The following is a 17128-nucleotide window of genomic DNA, read 5'->3' as shown; positions in this document are numbered from 1 at the left end:
GCGCTCACTGGCCGCGCGGCGAAGCCGTGAATCCCGCCGAGCGCGAGCCCGGCAGCCAGGGCAGCGTGGTGGTTGGACCGCACACCGCCACCTCGATCAGGAGCAGTCCCGCGGTCCTGGTGACCTGCTCCAACCGCACATCCATCCCGGGAAACGGCACACCCTCGCTTGAGTAGACCCCCACGAAGGCCGCACGCCCCGGTGGGACGATCCTGCATTCCGCCCTTGACCTGGGGATTCCGGAACTGTGGACAGAGCCCCGATTTCGACCACAGGTACTCGATCCAGCGCGCCAGTCGGTTGCCGATGCGATCGACCGGGGCCGCCGGCCGCGAAGCCGTCGACGCCATCGACCACACCCTCCTCACCCTGACCGAGAAGCGAGCCGACCGAGGGGCCTGCTGCGACCATCGCGAGACCACATCCAGCAGCTCCGCGAAGCCCTCGGGCGGCTCCACTCCCCCACCCCGCACGGCTTCTGCCTCACCGCCGACGATCCGCAGACCGGCCGGGCGACCACATAACGACCGCCACGCCCCCGAACACACGAAAGGCCGCCCTCTCATGGATGAGAGAACGGCCTCCGACCTGCCATAAGCAGAGTCGGGACGACAGGATTTGAACCTGCGACCCCTTGACCCCCAGTCAAGTGCGCTACCAAGCTGCGCCACGTCCCGGTGCCCGTCTGACCTGGGGTTTCCCCGGGCCGAACGCGCATGAGAACAATACCGCACTTCGACCGGTGGTCACGAACCCGTTTCCACCCCTGAGCGCGCTTGACCTCGACCATTTCCCAGAGGAGTAGCCGCCCGGCTTCGGCGCGTACGACTCCCCGCCCGGCCATCACCCCGACCGGCTGCTGGTTCCGGGTCACCGAGATCGGCAGCGGCCGCTCGGACACGGGCTGCCGCCCACCGTGGGGACCTCGGGCTACGGCCGAAGGGGCCCACCGAGCCGGCCGGGACCTCGATGCCTCTACGCCGGCTTCACGGCGCCGCATCCGGGGCGGCCCCGAACCGTCGTCGCCCGCGTCGAGCCCAGGAACGCCCTCGCCTGGAAGACGAGGGATCTTGATCATGGACACCCTGCGCGACCGGCTCACCCCGACGACATCGGGACTACTGGACCAAGATCCACGGCTGGGTCTCGTGCCGCCCGAGATCAGCAGGGAGGGCTTCGACGGGGCGGAGCGCCGGCAGCCGGACCGGGTGATCAGCGCGGGGATCCGGGAGCGGCTAGCTCGCCGGCGCCTGCCCCAGCTCGGGGTGGGCGTCGACCAGCCTGCGGGGTGCGGCCTGGCGCCAGGAGTCGAGCAGGATCGCGTACAACTCCTCATCGTCCTCCACGGCCGCCAACCGCACCCGCAGCCAGGCGTAGTTGTCGTCGTGCCCGGCGCGTATGAAGAACTTCTCGGGCTCGGAGGCGATCAGACCTTCCCGGTCCTCCCCCCGCCGTTGCCGCACAGGGCTCTTCCGACCCATTGACCCCCTGTATAGCGGGAACCTACGCTGTGCGACGTATTCAGAAAGCGCTTTCTACATCACGGTCCGTCCACCAGCACCGGGAGCGCAATGAGTAGTCACAGAGCACGCGGCCGAAGAACCCTCTCCCCTCTGATCGTCGTCACGGCACTGCTGGCCCTCGTCCTCGGACTCGGGGTGGCCTCACCGCCTCGCGCCGAGGCGGCGGCGCCCTATCGCGTACTGGTCTTCTCCAAGGTCACGAACTTCTCCCACGACTCGATCCAGGCAGGAATCGACGCGGTCAAGAAGCTGGGCAGCGAGAACGGCTTCGAGGTCGAGGCCACCGACGATGCCGCGGCGTTCACCGACGCCAATCTCGGCCGCTTCCAGGCGATCGTCTTCAACAACACCAACTCCACTCCGGAGTCGGGCGACCTCCTCGACGCCGGACAGCGGGCCGCGCTCCAGAAGTACATCCGCGGCGGCGGTGGCTGGGTCGGTCTGCACTCCGCCTCCGCCAGCGAGCGCGACTGGCCCTGGTACGAGGGCCTGGTAGGCGCGATCTTCGACAAGCACCCCGCCGTACAGACCGGCCGGATCAAGGTGCTCGACCGGACCCATCCCTCGACCAAGGGACTTCCCGAGCTCTGGGAGCGTACGGAGGAGTGGTACAACTGGCGCACCAATCCGACCGGGAAGGTGCACACGCTCGCGCAGATCAAGGTGCGCGACGGCATCACCGGACTCGACGAGGGTGTCGACCACCCGTGGTCCTGGTGCCAGAACTACGATGGCGGACGCTCGTGGTTCACCGCGGGCGGACACGCCAAGTCCGCTTTCCAGGAAGCGGGTTTCCTCAAGCATCTGCTCGGTGGGATCCAGTGGGCCGCGGGCGACAGGCCCGGTGACTGCACCGCCACCAAGACCGGCGCCTTCCAGCGCACTCCGCTGGCCACGAGCGATCTCGCCGACCCCTTCGAGCTGGCTGTCGCGCCCGATCGCCGCGTCTTCTTCATCCAGCGCACCGGCAAGGTCAAGGTGATCGACCAGCAGACGATGAAGGTCACCACCGCACTGGACTTCGCGTACTCGCCGGAGATGACGAGCCAGTCGGACGGACTCCTCGGTCTCGCGCTCGATCCGGACTTCGGCAAGAACAACCGGCTCTATCTGCTGAACTCCGACAAGACCGAGAAGCGGCTCAATCTCTCGCGGTTCACGGTGACCGGCAACACCATCGACCCCGCTTCCGAGAAACGGCTGCTCACCATTCCCACCTGGCGTGGTGAGGGTCGAGCCAACTCCCATATGGCCGGCTCGATCGCGTTCGACAAGAGTGGCAATCTGTATGTCGCGACCGGCGACAACACCGACCCGTTCGCATCCGAGGGCTTCAATCCGATCGACGAGGGTGCCGGACGCCGCGCCTGGGACGCCCAGGGCACCGCGGGCAACACCAATGATCTGCGCGGGAAGATCCTGCGGATCAAGCCGAACGACGACGGTACGTACGCCGTTCCCGAGGGCAATCTCTTCGCGCCCGGCACCGCGAAGACGCGTGCCGAGATCTACGCCATGGGGATGCGCAATCCGTTCCGGATCACGACCGATCCGCTGAGCGGAGCGCTGCTGGTCGCGGACTACGGCCCCGATGCCCGCGCGGCCGAGCCGGACCGCGGGCCCGAGGGCACGGTCGAGTACACCCGGATCACCAAGGCGGGCAACTTCGGCTGGCCGTACTGCATCGGCAACAACACCCCGTTCAACGATTACAACTTCACCACCAAGACCTCCGGCCCGAAGTTCGACTGCGCGAAGCTGGTCAACGACTCGCCCAACAACACGGGCCTGACGGATCTGCCGCCCGCTCAGCCGGCCACGGTCTGGTACGCATACTCGGCATCGACGGAGTTCCCGGAGATCGGCACCGGTGGCGGCGGGCCGATGAGCGGTCCCGTCTACGACTACGACCCGGCGAACACGTACCGCACCAAGTTCCCCGAGTACTTCGAGGGGAAGTGGCTGAACTACGAGCTGACCCGCAAGTGGTTCAAGGCCTTCTCCATCCAGCAGCACGACCAGACCTTCACCGACCCGCGTTTCGCGCCGGCGAAGGCGGGCGACCTGCAATCGATCAACTCCGTCTTCGACGACATGGCGTGGAACCAGCCCTTCGACGCCGACTTCGGACCCGACGGGGCGCTGTACGTCATCGACTTCGGGCTCGGCAGCGGTACGGGCCGGGGCGGCAGCAACGAGGGCTCTGGCATCTACCGCATCGACTACGTCGGCGACGGCCGGCTGCCCGATGCCAAGGTCAGCGCCGCTCCCGACACCGGCTCGGTGCCGCTGACCGTGAAGTTCTCCAGTGCGGGCTCCGGGCTGCCGGCCGGTGAACCGGTGACCTACGCCTGGGACTTCGACGGAAACGGCACCGCCGACTCGACGGAGGCGAACCCCACGCATGTCTACCGGACCAAGGGACGCTTCACCGCCCGGCTCACGGTCACCGGTCCCGGAGATCTGACGGCGCTCGCCGTCACGGACATCACTGTCGGCAACACCCGGCCCGTGGTGACCATCCAACAGCCCCCGAACGGAGGGATGTTCAGCTTCGGCGACACCATCCCCTTCACCGTGAAGGTCAAGGACAAGGAGGACGGGCGGATCGACTGCTCGCGGGTGGTCGTCCAGTCGCAGCTCGGCCATGACAGCCATCTTCATCCGCTGGACAACTACACCGGCTGCGCGGGCGAGATCGCGACGGACGCGGGCGAGAGTCATGGTCCCGGCCAGAATCTGTACTACGGGATCACCGCACAGTACGAGGACAAAGGGGCTCCGGGGGTGCCCGCGCTCACCGGCTCCACCTCGCTGACGCTGCGTACGACGTTCCGTGAGGCCGAGCACTTCACCACCACCGGCGGCGCGCACGCCGGGGCGGTGGTGGCGAGCCGCGCCGACGCCTCGGGCGGCAGGCGGCTGACCGAGATCGAGGACAGCGACTGGATCGGTTTCGACCCCGTGAACCTCAAGGGGATCGACTCGGTGACGGTCGGCGCGGCCTCCGGCGGACTCGGCGGAGACATCGAGTTCCGCGCCGGATCGCCGACAGGTCCGCTGCTGGGCAAGGTGACCGTCCCGAACACCGGGGGCTGGGGCAATGTCGTCTCGCCCACCACGACGCTCAGCAACCCGGGCGGCACCGTGAAGCTGTACGCGGTCTTCAGCAACCCGCAGTGGTCGGCGGAGAAGCCCGATCTCTTCGCCCTGGACTGGCTGCACTTCAACGGCCGAGGTGTCGAGAAGCATCCGGGAACCAGGCTCGCGCTGACGGCGACGCCGACGACCGGGACCGCGCCGCTGGCCGTGCAGCTCGCGAGCAGGGTCAGGCCACTGCCCGGCCGCACCGTCGCCTCGTACCACTGGGAATTCGGCGACAACACCAAGGCGACGGCCCCCGAGGGAGCGACGGCGACGCACAGCTATGCCCGCCCCGGTGCGTACACCGCGCATCTGACCGTCACCGACGACAAAGGCGACACCACTGCCAACTACGTTCAGATCAACGTGAGTTGAGAGGAGAGCAGCCATGGCAGACACGGCAGACACGGCAGACACGAACGGCGACACAAGACGTGCGTTCCTCGGTACGGCCCTGGGCGTCGCCGCCGCGGCGGCGACGGGATCGACCGCGTACGCCGCCGAGACCGCCCGCTGCCGGCGACGCATCCCGCCGTCCGGCATCGGTATGCACCTGTACACAATGCGCTCGACCCTGGCGAAGGACTTCAAGGGCACGCTGGCCCGGCTCGCCGCGATGGGGTACGCGACCGTCGGGGTCAGCGGCCGGCACGGCAACACCGCGGCGGCGATCCGGGGCATGCTCGATGAGACCCGTCTCAAGGCGGTGCTCGAGCACGTCGGCTACGACATCGTCAGCGGCGGCGGTCTGCCGCAGACGCTCGAGGACATCCACACCCTCGGCGCGAGGTGGATCGTGGTGCCGAGCCTGCCGGGGTCCATGCACAACCCGGCCGGATTCCGGGAGGCGGCACGGCAGTTCAACAAGGCCGGGCTCGCCGCCCGCGAGTCCGGCCTCGGTCCGCTGCTCTTCCACAATCACGGCCTGGACCACCAGGTGGTCGAGGGCGAGAACCTGTACGAGATCCTGCTCAAGGAGACCGACCCGGATCTGGTGGCCTTCGAGCTCGATCTCTACTGGGCGTCGAAGGGCGGGGCCGACCCGAGATCGCTCTTCGTGCAACACCGGCGCCGCTTCCCCGCGCTGCATGTCAAGGACATGGCTCCGAACGGCGGCTTCGCCGATGTCGGCTCCGGCATCCTCGACTTCCCGTCGATGTTCGACACGGCTCGCAGCGGTGGTGTGAAGCAGTGGCTGGTCGAACACGACTCGCCGGCCGATCCGTTCGCGAGCGCGCTGAACAGCTACACGTATCTGGCGAAGCTCAGGTACTGACGGCGTCCCGAACTGGGGCTCCGCACCGGACCCGCGCCTCAATCGCCGGCGAGGCCGGATTCCGGGGCTGCGCGCCGGACCCCGCTGCTCAATCGCCGGAGGCGCTGAGCTTTCAACGCCGACGAGGCTGGATTTCCGCCCGCCAGGGCGGAAATCCAAGCCCGTCCGGCGATTGAGGACACTCCCCCTACGCCCTGACGGCGTGGGGCCCCTGAAGGGCGTACGGGGTCTGGGGCTTGCCCCCCACGCGGCGGAGCCACACATCGGCACAGCGGGAAGGGGCGGGGAGGGGACAGCCCCGCCGGGCATCGGCCAGGGCTGGCTTGAGAAGTCCCGCCCTAGTCCTGCGCGGACGCCGCGCCGAGCAGACCCCGGATATGGCTGGTGGCCGCGCGGAACTCCGGCCGCCCCATCGTCTCGGTGTAGTCGCGCTCGGCCGGCAGTCCCACGTCGATGATCTCGGTGACGGTGCCGGGTCGCGGGCTCATCACCACCACCCGGTCGGCGAGATAGCACGCCTCGGAGATGGAGTGGGTGACCAGCAGCACGGTGGTGCCGGTCTCCCGCCAGATGCGGTTGAGCTCCCTGTTCATCTGCTCACGGGTGAGCGCGTCGAGCGCGCCGAACGGCTCGTCCATCAGCAGCACCGGCGGCTCGTGCAGCAGCGCGCGGCACAGCGCCACCCGCTGCTGCATTCCGCCGGAGAGCTCATGCGGATAGGCGTCCTCGAAGCCGCCGAGCCCGGTCATCGCGATCAGTTCGTCCGCGCGCCTGCGAGCCATGCCGCCCGGCATCTTCCGCATCTCCGCCTGCAGAAGGATGTTGCGCCGCGCGGACCGCCACTCCAGCAGAGCCGCGCGCTGGAATACGTATCCGATGTCGTGCCGCGGCCCCCGCACCCGCTCGCCGTTCAGCCGGGCGTCGCCCGCCGACGGCTTCAGCAAACCGGCGACCAGCTTGAGCAGCGTCGACTTGCCGCAGCCCGACGGGCCGACGATGGCAACGAACTCGCCCATGGCGACATCGAGGGAGACCCCGCTGAGCGCGGTGACATCCCGGTTCTTGGTACGGAATCGTACGGCGACGTCCTCAAGGCCGACCGCCGCCGTGGGCTCCTGGCTCTCCTTGGTGATCACCACCGGCTCCCGCACCGTCGAGTCTCCGGCCATCGTCATCCCTTCAGTGCGGTGGCGCTGTCCCAGTACTCCGCCACGGACTTGGGGCTCTTGACGAGACCCGCCTCGGCGAACACGTCGATGGTCTGCTGCCAGTCGGCGTCGGTGTTGATTCCGGGGGCCTTGCCCTGCGTCGCCCGGGTGTGCAGCAGCGTCACGGTGGTCTTGAACTGCTCGGACAGGACTTCCTTGGGCGGGAGTTGCTGGCTCGCGCCCTGCATCGCGGCGACGGCGGGGACCGGCGCCTTCTCGGCGGCGGCGAAGGACTCGCTGACCGCCTTCACCATGCGCGCCGCGACATCCTTCTTGGCGGTGAGGAACCGCTGACCGGTGATGAGACCGTTGGAGTAGAAGTTGAGTCCGTTCTCCGAGAAGCGCAGATACGCCACCTGCTTCTTGGCCTTGTTCTGCATGGTCGGTCCCTGGTCGCTGGCGTATCCGAGCAGCCCGTCCGTCTTGCCGGAGATCACCGCGGCGATCTTGCCCGCCGGGTCGGTGTTCTGGACCTTGACGTCCGATTCCTTGAGCTTGTTCTTCTTCAGGAAGATCGGGAAGGTCTTGGAGAGTGCGTCGCCCGCGGTACCCGCGATGGTCCTGCCCTTCAGGTCGGCGGGCGTCTTGATGCCCTTCGACTCGAAGAACTGCACGGACGAGGGTGTGGTCTGCAGAAAGACGCCGAGGCTCTTCACCTTGACGCCGGAGTCGACGCCGGAGAGCACGGCGGGCGTGTCGGCCCAGCCGAAGTCGGTCTGACCGGCGCCTGTCGCCTGGACCGTCTTCTGGGAGCCCTGTCCCGCCCGGATGTTGAGATCGATGCCGTACTTCTCGAATATCTTCTGCTGCTTGCCGTAGTAGAACGGCGCATGCTCGCCGTACGGATACCAGTTGAGCGTCAGCGTCACCTTGTCGAGCTTCTTGCCGGAGTCGCTGATGGTCTTGTCCGAGCCGTCCTCACCACAGGCCGTGGCGACCAGGAGCAGCGGAACGAGGCCGATCATCAGTCTGCGCGCAGTCATGGCTGGCCCTTCTCGTCGGCGTGGGTCGTGCCGGGCTAGTAGGTGGTGGTGACGCTTCCGTCCCGGCGGCCTGCGTGCCACGGAAGGAGGAGCTTCTCGGCGATCTCGACGAGGACGAAGAGGACCACGCCGATCAGTGACATCACGAGCAGTCCCGCGAAGAGCATCGGGGTGTCGAGGTTTCCGTTGGCCTGGAGGATCACATAGCCGAGTCCTTCGTTCGCGCCGACGAACTCACCGACGACGGCGCCGGTCACGGCGAGCGTGACGGCGACCTTGAGGCCGGAGAAGAGGTGCGGCAGCGAGGCCGGGAAGCGGATCTTGACGAAGGTCTGCCAAGGGCGCGCGCCCATCGTCGACGACAGTTGGAGCATCTCCGGATCGACCGCCTTGAGTCCGGTCACCATGGAGATCACGACCGGGAAGAAGGCGATGAGGACGGCGATGAGGATCTTCGGCGCGATCCCGAAGCCGAGCCAGACGACGAACAGCGGCGCGATGGCGATCTTGGGCACGACCTGGGCGAAGAGCAGGATCGGGTAGAGAGTCTTCTCGACGGTGGACGAGTAGACCATGATCACTGCTGCGAGCACGCCGACACCGACGGCGATCGCAAAGCCCAGCAGCGTCTCGTAGGTGGTCACCCAGCTGTGCTGCCAGATGTAGTCGGTCTTCCCGGTCAGCACGTCGAGCGTCGCGCCGGGTGAGGGGACGAGATAGGGCTCGACCAGTTCGGCCGCGGCGATCACCCACCACGCACCGAAGCAGACCAGCAGCAGCGCGACGGGCCGCCAGCTCTGCTCGAGTGCACGGACGGCCCGCTCCCCCGCTCCCGGCTTGTTCCGCTGAGCAACTCCCGCCACTTTTACGGGTGCTGCCTCGGTGGCGCTCTGGCTCACGGTCAACTCCTCTGGGTTCCGGAGCGGTTAAGAGGCGCTGTCTGGGCTGTACGGTCTGGAAAACGCTTTCAGAAAGCGCTTTCTGATAAGGTGTCGCCACGCTAATGACTGCCCGTACGCACGGTCAATAGGTCGTCCCGAAGTTTCGGGGGGTGCAGTGAGTGAACGGCACGCAACACCTGTCCATGTGACGCTGGACGTCGTCGCGCGCAGAGCCGGCGTTTCGCTGGCCACCGCATCGCGGGCCCTCAACGGCACCACCCGGGTCCGGGAGGATCTGCGCCGGCGCGTACGCGCGGCCGCCGATCTGCTCGGCTACATTCCCAATGCCCATGCCCAGGCGCTCGCCAGCGCCTCCAACAACACCGTGGGCCTCGTCTGCCACGACGTCGGCGACCCGTACTTCGCCGCCATCGCGGGCGGTGTGATGCCGGCGGCAGCGGAGCAGGACCTCCTCGTCATGCTCGCCAGTACCTTCCGCGAACCGGCGCGGGAGATCGCGTACGTCTCCACGCTGCGCGCCCAGCGCGCTCGCGCCATCCTGCTGATCGGCTCGGGCTTCCAGGACCGGGAGTGGGAGCGGGCGCTGGCGGCGGAGCTGGAACCGTATGTCCGCGCGGGCGGCCGCGTCGCGGTCGTCAGCAGGCACCGCAGCCTGCGGGTGGACGCCGTCCTGCCCGAGAACCGGGCCGGGGCTGCAGCGCTGGCGCGCGCGCTGCTGCAGCTGGGACACCGGGAGTTCGCGGTGCTGAGCGGCCCGCCCGCGCTGACCACCGTCTCCGACCGGCTGGCCGGGTTCCGGGAGGGTCTCGCGGAGGCGGGGATCGCGCTCGCGCCGGAGCGGGTCGTACTCGGTGCCTTCACCCGCGACGGCGGGTACGCGGCGGCCCGCGAACTCCTCGCCCGCTCCACCCGGCCCACCTGTGTCTTCGCCGTCACCGATGTGATGGCCGTGGGGGCGCTGGCGGCATTCCGGGAGGAGGGCGTACGGGTACCCGGGGACGTCTCCCTCGCGGGCTTCGACGACATCCCTCTCGTACGAGAACTGTCCCCGCCGCTCACCACCGTCGCGCTGCCGCTCACCGCCATGGGCCAGGAGGTCATGGCCCTCGCCCTGCGCGAACCGCGCGGTCCGCGGTCGCGGGTGCTGCGGGTCGGCGGCGAGGTCGTCCTGCGCGCGAGCGTCGCACCGCCACCGCCCACACCCGACTCCCTTACGGAGAGGACCCGTTGATGGCCCCGCACACGGCTCCGCAGACGGCCACGCACCCGGCCCCACAGGCGGCGCCGACGTTGAACCCGTCGGCGAAGATCGAGCGCGTCGAGACCTTCGCCGTCGCGCTGCCCACCCGCCGCTCCTTCGGCGTATCGGGCGGCGCGGTCGCTGTCGCCGGGCAGCCGTCCCTGCGGGTACTGGTGAAGGTGAGCGCCGACGGGGTGCACGGCTGGGGCGAGGCGACGCCGATCCCCGCCTGGACCTACGAGACCGCCGAATCCATCGTCACCACCGTCGACCGCTATCTCGCGCCGGCGATCGTCGGCAGGCCCGCCTGGAACCTGGACGCGGTGGACAGCGCCTTCGACCGGGCCGTCAACCGCGGCTTCACCATCGGCGCGCCTCTCGCCAAGAGCGCGGTGGATGTGGCCCTGCACGATCTGCTGGGACGGGCCGCAGGGGTGCCGCTGGGCATGCTCTGGGGGCAGCGCAGGTCCGAGACGATCGAGCTGGGCTGGATCGTCTCGGGACAGTCGCCGGCCGAGGCCGGCGACAGTGTGGCGGAGGGCTCGGACGCCGGGTACCGGGCGTTCAAGGTCAAGATCGGGCTGCATGACGAGGACACCGACGCGGCAGTGGTGGCCGCGGTGCGGGCGCACGCGCCGACTGCGCCGGTCTGGGTGGACGCCAACCAGGCGTACACCGTGGACGCTGCACTGCGTATGGCGCGGCGGCTGGACGCCATCGGGATCAGCGCCTTCGAGCAGCCGCTGCCGGCCAATGACATCGCGGGTCTGCGGCGGCTGCGTGAGCACTCCCCGGTGCCGGTGGCGCTCGACGAGAGCCTGCGGCACCCCACCGATCTTGCGACGTTCGTCCGGCTGGAGGCGGTGGATGTGGCGATCGCCAAGGTGCAGCGCAGTGGCGGTCTCACGCTGTCACGGCGGCTGTGCTCGCTCGCGGAGGACTGCGGGGTGCGGCTGATGGGTTCGGGGCTCACCGACTCGGATCTGGGACTTGCCGCGTCGCTGCACCTCTTCGCTGCATACGGGATCGACACTCCGGTCGATCTCAACGGCCGTCAGTTCATCGACTCCCCGTACGCGACTGCGACGGTGCGGGTGGAGAAGGGAGTGGCTCAGGTGCCGGATTCACCGGGGCTGGGGGTCGAGGTGGACGAGTCGGTGGTGCGTGAGCTGGCCGTCGACGTACTGGAGCACCGGGCGTGACAGCGCCCGGCTGTTGTACGCGCCGGGGCGCGCGCCGCTGGCACCCCCGCGCGCTCCGAGCGCCGGATGTGCACCTCCGACCGCCGGTCCCCCGCCGGTCTGCCGGGCCGGAGTGCGTTCATTTCGGTCCAGGTCTGGCGCCGTATCGGTTCTGCTGGTGTTCCTTGATGTCACTGCTGCGCATGTCTGAGGAGGCTCTTTGTCCCTCAGTGCCATATGCCCACGAAACCTTTGCCGTTGGCATGTGGCAGAGAGACGCACAGGGGGAATGCCGTACGGCAGGACCGGACGGGCCCGTACCACACGGAACACAGCCTTAATCAAACGTCAACGGTCCCCGTTTTGGACAGAGTTGGCGTCGATCTTGTGCCACCCTGAAACGATCAACACCATGATGTGGTCGGCCTGTTCGGGACGAGACCACTGCCGATGCACCACCTGCTCGAACAACCGCCCGAGCAGGCGTTTAGCAGAGGAAGGCTCGCGATGGACGGTTACTTCGCCGGTCGACTGCATCATCAACTACGTGATCATGTGCGTGACTTCGCAGAGAAGGAGATACGTCCGCGGATCCCCGCGATGGAGGCATCCCGTGCCGTCCACCACGAACTGTCCCGGCTCGTCGCCCGGCAGGGCTGGCTCGGCGCCACGATCGGCAAGGAGCACGGCGGGATGGGGATGGGGCACCTCGCCAAGACCATCATCATCGAGGAGCTGTCCCGGGTCAGCGGCGCGATGGGTGCGATGGTGCAGGCCTCCCAGCTGGGCGTTGCCAAGATTGTCCACTTCGGCAGCGCCGAGCAGAAGAAGACCTGGCTCCCCTCCATCGCCGCCGGCGACTGCCTCCCGACGATAGCGGTCACCGAACCCGAGTCGGGCGGCCATGTACTGGGCATGAGTGCCACCGCCGTACGGGACGGCGACGACTACCTTCTCAATGGCCGAAAGGTGTTTGTCGGCAACAGCCATATCGGCGATCTGCACGGTGTGGTGGTCAGGACCGCACCCGGGTCCAGGGGCTTGACCGCCTTCCTGGTGGAGTCGGGCCGGCCGGGCTGCAGCATCGGTGAGCAGCAGCCGACCATGGGCCTGCACGGCTTCAGCTTCGGCGAGCTGCACTTCGACAACTGCCGTGTTCCCGCGCCGAACCGGCTCGGCGAGGAGGGCGACGGACTGGCCGTGGCGTACTCCTCCAGCATGCTCTACGGACGCGCCAACCTCACCGCCGTATCGCTCGGCATCCACCAGGCGATCCTGGAGGAGACCACGAGGTTCTGCTCGGATCGGCAGCGCTACGGCAAGCCGCTCCATGAACTGCCGTCCATCAAGCTGAAGTTGGGGACGCTGCAGTCCCGGCTGATGACCTCCAGGCTCGCCGCGTACCACGCCGTGCATCTGCTCGACGAGGGGCTGCCGTGCGATGCGGAGCTGATGAACGCCAAGCTGGTCAATGTCGAGTCGGCGATCGACTCCGCGCGCAACGCCATGGAGATCCATGCCGCGGCAGGGCTCTTCACCGACCGCCCCATCGAGCGGTATCTGCGGGACGCACTCCATATGTTCGCCCCGGCCGGCACGTCTGACGTACAGCTGCTGCGTCTGGCGGAGGTGGCGCTGGGCACGACGAAGGGCCAGTGGTCGCAGAGACTGTCCGACGTGGTCCGGCTGGAAGCCGCCGTCTGACCCGGCCCGCCGCGCATGACGTCCCCGGGAGCACACGAGGCAGCCCGGGGACGTCACTTCACAAGGATCAGAGGGACTTCAGATGCCGCCGTCCTCACGCCGGTGGATCTGGTCGATCAGTTCCGCGGCCAGCGACTTGATGGTCTCGAGCCCCGCCCGGCCCCAGGGCCGCGGCTCGGTGGCGACAACACAGATCGTGCCCAGCGCGATCCCCGTACGGTCGATCAGCGGCGCACCGAGATAGGAACGGATGCCGATCTCGTCCACGACCGGGTTCCCGGCGAAGCGCGGATAGTCGCAGACGTCCTCCAGGACCAGCGCCTTGCGCCGTACGACCACATGCGGGCAGTAGCCGTGGTCTCGCGCCATGAACCGGCTGACATCACCGCCGCCCGCCGCGGCTGTCGCACCCAGGTCGGTTCCGGAGTGTGTACCGGCCGGGGTGTGCAGTCCGGCGAAGAACTGCCGGTTCTCGTCGATGAAGTTGACCATGGAGTACGGCGCGCCGGTCACCTCGGCGAGCTTGTGCGCGAATTCGTCGAAGGCCGGGTCCGGCCGGTCCCCGAAACCCAGCTGACGCAGCCGCCTTACGCGGACGGGCGCTTCGCGGTCGACGGGAGTGAGCAGCAGATGGCCGGTCGGGTCGTACGTCATGTCGGTGCTCCGTAGCTCGGTGCCGGGGCCGGCACCGCGGTGGTGGTGAGCAGATGCTGGACGAGGGTGACCAGGGTCCCTATCCCCGAGCCGGCGATCCGCGCGTCGCACAGCACGACCGGCACCTCCGGCTTGAGGTCGATCGCGGCCCGTACTTCTTCCGGGTCATAGCGGTAGGCACCGTCGAACTCATTGACGGCGACGACGAATCCGATGCCGCGCCGCTCGAAGAAGTCCACCGCGGAGAAGGAGTTCTCGAGGCGGCGCGTGTCGGCGAGGATGACCGCGCCGAGCGCGCCTTCGGAGAGCTCGTCCCACATGAACCAGAAGCGCTCCTGGCCGGGCGTTCCGAAGAGATAGAGCACATGACTTCGGTCCAGGGTGATCCGGCCGAAGTCCATGGCGACGGTTGTGGTGGTCTTGGACTCGATGCCGTCCAGGCTGTCGGTCGCCACGCTGACCTGGGTCAGCAGCTCCTCCGTATTGAGTGGTTCGATCTCACTGACCGCTCCCACGAAGGTCGTCTTGCCGACCCCGAATCCGCCCGCGACGAGGATCTTCAGCGCGGCGGGAAAGGGATCGGCAAGCTCAGAGTCGTCGTCGTAGGCCATCCAGCACCGCCTCCAGCAAAGATCGGTCGGTGGGTGAGTCGTGGCAGCGGGGCGCCCGCGCTGTGACGGCCCCGCAGTCCACGAGATCGGAGAGCAGCACCTTGGTGACCACAGCCGGGAGCCTGAGGTGCGCCGAGATCTCGGCGACCGAGGTCGGCCCGTCGCACAGCCCGAGCGCCAGGGCGTGCTCGGGGCCGAGATGCGTCTGCGGCACACTTCCGGTGGCCATCACCAGGGAGAGCAGATCCAGCGCGGCCGTGGGACGGGTGCGGCCGCCGCTCACCGTGTACGGACGGATGAGCCGGCCGGCCGCGTCGTCGAGCAACGGCCCGTCCTTGGGGGCCGGCACGTTCACTGCCCCGCAGCGCTCGGCGCCCCCGCCGACTGTCTGGCCGGGGTGGTCAGGTACGGCCGTACGCTCTTGACCAGCATCGCCATCTCGTATCCGAGGACCGCGGCATCCGCCTCACGCCCGGCGAGCACGGCGAGGCAGGTGCCGGAGCCGGCGGTGGAGACGAACAGCAGCGTGGAGTCGAGCTCCACGACCACTTGGCGTACCTCGCCACCGTCACCGAAACGCGCTCCGGCGCTGCGGCCCAATGAGTAGAGGCCGGAGGCGAGTGCCGCCATATGGTCGGCGCTGTCGGCGTCCAGGCCGTGCACCGATTTCACCAGCCCGTCGGAGGAGAGCAGCACCGCATTGCGTGTGTACGGCACACGCTGGACCAGGCCGCTGAGCAGCCAGTCGAGGTCCGAGACATGTCCGTTCGGCACATCGCTCACCATGGTGCATCTACTCCTTGGGGGTGTTGTCGTGGCGCAGCGGGGCGGGCTGTGGGGCGGGGTCCGCGACGGACTGGGACTCGGCCAGGCCGATGCCGCGTTGGAAGGCCGCCATCAGGCCCGGGTCGTGGAGGGTGTTCTCGTCGTCCTTGCGGGGCGACGGGGCGTCCCTGAGCTGGGGGACGAGGTGTTCCTGGCTGCGGCGCTTGGGCAGTTGGGGGCGGCCCATGGGGCTGGGCACCGTTCCGTCGGAGGGCGGTGCTGCCGTGGTGTGGACGGACTGCTCGGCGGACGAGGTCTCCGCGGGAGCCGAGTGGTTGACGCCGGGGCGGGCGGCGGCCGGGTTGGGACGGTCGCTCTGGTCTCCGCGTAGGGGGAGGCCTGCGCCGAAGGTGGCGTGCACCGGTGCGCGCTGCGGCTGTTGAAGCTGCGGCTGTGATTCCAGTTGCGGTTGCGGTTGCGGTTGATGCTGGGGTTGGGGTTGGTGAAAGGCCGGTGGCTGGTGCGGCATTGAGTGAAGCTGCTGCGGGATCAGGGGTGGGGTCGAGGGCAGGGCCCCGGCCGCCTGAGCCGCGTCGGGCTGGGCCGTGGGGCGGTCTGCGGTCTCGCGCCCCGCGGCGGCCTCGGCCGGCGAGAGTCCATCGGGCTCGGCACCGAGGAGTCCCTGCGGCAGTACGAGAACGGCCTGGACGCCGCCGTAGATATTGGACTGGAGCCGTACCGCGATGCCGTGTCTGCGGGCGAGCGCGGAAACCACGAAGAGGCCGATCCGCCCGTCCTGCAGCATATGGGCGACATTCACCTGGTCGGGGTCGGCGAGCAGGGCGTTCATCTTGTTCTGTTCGACGGCGGGCATACCGAGGCCACGGTCCTCGACCTCGACGGCGAGTCCGGCCGTGACGTGCTGGGCGCGCATCAGCACCTGAGTGTGCGGGGCGGAGAACAGCGTGGCGTTCTCGACCAGTTCGGCCAGCAGATGGATCACGTCGGCGACCGCGTGGCCGCGCAGGGTGCCGTCGATCGGCGGTACCAGTTTGACCCTCGGGTACTGCTCCACCTCTGCGATCGCGGACCGGAGCACCTCGGTCATGGTGACCGGGTTGGACCATTGCCGACGGGAAATGGCACCGCCGAGGACAGCGAGGTTCTCGGCGTGCCTGCGGATGCGGGTGGCCAGGTGGTCCACATGGAAGAGGCCCTTGAGCAGCTCGGGATCCTCGACCTCGTTCTCCAGCTCGTCGAGCAGCTGGATCTCGCGGTGGACCAGGGACTGGAGCCGACGGGCCAGATTGACGAAGACTTCGACCTTCTGTTCGTTGCCGACGCTGCTCGAGAGCCGGGACGCCTGCACCACCGCCGCCACAGCGGCCTCGTGGGAACGGCTCAACTCCTGTGTCAGCAGATCGAATTCGTCTCCGCCCGGTGGTGCGGGCTGCGGTGTCCTTCGGGCGGGCGGGCCTTCGCCCCGTCTGAGCTGATCGATCACCGTGCGCAGCTCGGTCTGTCCGCGCGCGGTGGACTGGCGCAACGCGGCGCAGCGGTCGTGCACGGATTTGGCCATGCGGTCCGCGCCCATCGCCGCCGCCGCCACGGAGGCGACGGCCAGCACAGCGGAACCGGTGAGCACGGCCCACAGGTTCGCGGAAGGCTGGGCAGCGGAGGAGCGGATCGCGAAGATCACCGCGGCCGCGCCGATGAGCGCGGTGCCGACCGCGGGCAGGACTGCGGTGCGCAGGAGTTGAGGGCGTATACGGGCTTCCGGTGACGACGGCACGGAATGCGGCCTCCCTGCCGAGGACAGGGAGCGGGCGCCTGGCCGGCCGTGGCGCCCGCCCTCACGGCGGTCCGGCCGCGCGGTGGGTGCGCGTAGTTGAGACATCAGCGTCCTTGGTACGTGGGGCCCCAGGAATCGGCGTACT

15 protein-coding genes, 1 tRNA gene and 2 pseudogenes are annotated in these 17128 nt (G+C 68.5%); 6 read left to right on the top strand and 12 right to left on the bottom strand.

Annotated features, from left to right (window positions below; all coding sequences use genetic code 11):
* Nucleotides 1-4: 4 nt before the first annotated feature.
* Both ACFWDI_RS22165 and ACFWDI_RS22160 read right to left on the bottom strand, forming a co-directional pair.
* Nucleotides 5-145, bottom strand: coding sequence for a hypothetical protein (locus tag ACFWDI_RS22165; RefSeq protein WP_385306222.1), 141 nt, complete (start codon nucleotides 143-145; stop codon nucleotides 5-7).
* Between the two features lie 458 nt (nucleotides 146-603).
* Nucleotides 604-677: transfer RNA gene (locus tag ACFWDI_RS22160), tRNA-Pro, on the bottom strand.
* 131 nt (nucleotides 678-808) lie between these two features.
* On the opposite strand from ACFWDI_RS22160, the pseudogene ACFWDI_RS22155 reads away from it, so the two are divergent.
* Nucleotides 809-907, top strand: a pseudogene (locus tag ACFWDI_RS22155) (transketolase); the annotation flags it as partial.
* 328 nt (nucleotides 908-1235) lie between these two features.
* On the opposite strand, the pseudogene ACFWDI_RS22150 reads toward ACFWDI_RS22155, so the two are convergent.
* Nucleotides 1236-1484 (bottom strand): annotated as a pseudogene (locus ACFWDI_RS22150) (MmcQ/YjbR family DNA-binding protein); the annotation flags it as partial.
* A gap of 87 nt (nucleotides 1485-1571) precedes the next feature.
* On the opposite strand from ACFWDI_RS22150, the gene ACFWDI_RS22145 reads away from it, so the two are divergent.
* Nucleotides 1572-5042 (top strand): ThuA domain-containing protein, encoded by a 3471-nt coding sequence (locus tag ACFWDI_RS22145; RefSeq protein ID WP_385306221.1) that lies wholly within the window; start codon nucleotides 1572-1574, stop codon nucleotides 5040-5042.
* 13 nt (nucleotides 5043-5055) lie between these two features.
* Complete coding sequence (locus ACFWDI_RS22140; RefSeq protein ID WP_385306219.1) at nucleotides 5056-5943, top strand: sugar phosphate isomerase/epimerase family protein; 888 nt, start codon at nucleotides 5056-5058, stop codon at nucleotides 5941-5943.
* 338 nt (nucleotides 5944-6281) lie between these two features.
* Here ACFWDI_RS22140 and ACFWDI_RS22135 read toward each other — a convergent pair whose 3' ends face one another.
* Genes ACFWDI_RS22135 through ACFWDI_RS22125 form a run of 3 tightly spaced genes read right to left on the bottom strand, consistent with a single transcriptional unit; the run spans nucleotide 6282 to nucleotide 9033 of the window.
* The gene (locus ACFWDI_RS22135; protein ID WP_385306217.1) at nucleotides 6282-7118 is read right to left on the bottom strand and encodes an ABC transporter ATP-binding protein; all 837 of its coding nucleotides are present in this window, start codon (nucleotides 7116-7118) and stop codon (nucleotides 6282-6284) included.
* A complete protein-coding gene (locus ACFWDI_RS22130; protein ID WP_385306216.1) occupies nucleotides 7115-8134 on the bottom strand; it encodes an ABC transporter substrate-binding protein in 1020 nt (339 codons plus the stop codon). The genes ACFWDI_RS22135 and ACFWDI_RS22130 overlap by 4 nt, the downstream gene beginning before the upstream one ends.
* Nucleotides 8135-8169: 35 nt before the next feature.
* A complete protein-coding gene (locus tag ACFWDI_RS22125; RefSeq protein WP_385306215.1) occupies nucleotides 8170-9033 on the bottom strand; it encodes an ABC transporter permease in 864 nt (287 codons plus the stop codon).
* A gap of 187 nt (nucleotides 9034-9220) precedes the next feature.
* On the opposite strand from ACFWDI_RS22125, the gene ACFWDI_RS22120 reads away from it, so the two are divergent.
* Both ACFWDI_RS22120 and ACFWDI_RS22115 read left to right on the top strand, forming a co-directional pair.
* Nucleotides 9221-10267 carry a LacI family DNA-binding transcriptional regulator gene (locus ACFWDI_RS22120; RefSeq protein WP_385306287.1) on the top strand — a complete coding sequence of 349 codons (1047 nt, stop codon included), beginning with the start codon at nucleotides 9221-9223 and terminating at the stop codon, nucleotides 10265-10267.
* The gene (locus ACFWDI_RS22115; RefSeq protein WP_385306214.1) at nucleotides 10267-11478 is read left to right on the top strand and encodes a mandelate racemase/muconate lactonizing enzyme family protein; all 1212 of its coding nucleotides are present in this window, start codon (nucleotides 10267-10269) and stop codon (nucleotides 11476-11478) included. Before ACFWDI_RS22120 ends, ACFWDI_RS22115 begins: the two co-directional genes overlap by 1 nt.
* 327 nt (nucleotides 11479-11805) lie before the next feature.
* Here the strand turns inward: ACFWDI_RS22115 and ACFWDI_RS22110 are convergent, their stop codons facing one another.
* A complete protein-coding gene (locus ACFWDI_RS22110; protein ID WP_385306289.1) occupies nucleotides 11806-12000 on the bottom strand; it encodes a hypothetical protein in 195 nt (64 codons plus the stop codon).
* Here ACFWDI_RS22110 and ACFWDI_RS22105 point away from each other — a divergent pair.
* Nucleotides 11965-13161, top strand: coding sequence for an acyl-CoA dehydrogenase family protein (locus ACFWDI_RS22105; protein ID WP_385306212.1), 1197 nt, complete (start codon nucleotides 11965-11967; stop codon nucleotides 13159-13161). The genes ACFWDI_RS22110 and ACFWDI_RS22105 overlap by 36 nt on opposite strands.
* A 78-nt stretch (nucleotides 13162-13239) precedes the next feature.
* Here the strand turns inward: ACFWDI_RS22105 and ACFWDI_RS22100 are convergent, their stop codons facing one another.
* From ACFWDI_RS22100 to ACFWDI_RS22080, 5 genes are read right to left on the bottom strand one after another with little or no spacing between them, the layout of a single operon-like run.
* Nucleotides 13240-13815, bottom strand: coding sequence for a GAF domain-containing protein (locus ACFWDI_RS22100; protein ID WP_362683088.1), 576 nt, complete (start codon nucleotides 13813-13815; stop codon nucleotides 13240-13242).
* Complete coding sequence (locus tag ACFWDI_RS22095) at nucleotides 13812-14426, bottom strand: ATP/GTP-binding protein (protein WP_385306210.1); 615 nt, start codon at nucleotides 14424-14426, stop codon at nucleotides 13812-13814. The genes ACFWDI_RS22100 and ACFWDI_RS22095 overlap by 4 nt, the downstream gene beginning before the upstream one ends.
* Nucleotides 14404-14775, bottom strand: coding sequence for a DUF742 domain-containing protein (locus tag ACFWDI_RS22090; protein WP_362683082.1), 372 nt, complete (start codon nucleotides 14773-14775; stop codon nucleotides 14404-14406). Before ACFWDI_RS22090 ends, ACFWDI_RS22095 begins: the two co-directional genes overlap by 23 nt.
* A gap of 2 nt (nucleotides 14776-14777) precedes the next feature.
* The gene (locus ACFWDI_RS22085) at nucleotides 14778-15212 is read right to left on the bottom strand and encodes a roadblock/LC7 domain-containing protein (RefSeq protein ID WP_327327309.1); all 435 of its coding nucleotides are present in this window, start codon (nucleotides 15210-15212) and stop codon (nucleotides 14778-14780) included.
* Nucleotides 15213-15219: 7 nt separating this feature from the next.
* Complete coding sequence (locus ACFWDI_RS22080) at nucleotides 15220-17088, bottom strand: ATP-binding protein (RefSeq protein ID WP_385306208.1); 1869 nt, start codon at nucleotides 17086-17088, stop codon at nucleotides 15220-15222.
* Between the last annotated feature and the right edge of the window lie 40 nt (nucleotides 17089-17128).

The organism is Streptomyces sp. NPDC060064 (genome assembly GCF_042736455.1).
Classification (GTDB): Bacteria; Actinomycetota; Actinomycetes; order Streptomycetales; family Streptomycetaceae; genus Streptomyces.
The sequence above is the reverse complement of the archived record's forward strand: the minus strand, read 5'-3'. Positions and strand labels throughout refer to the sequence as shown.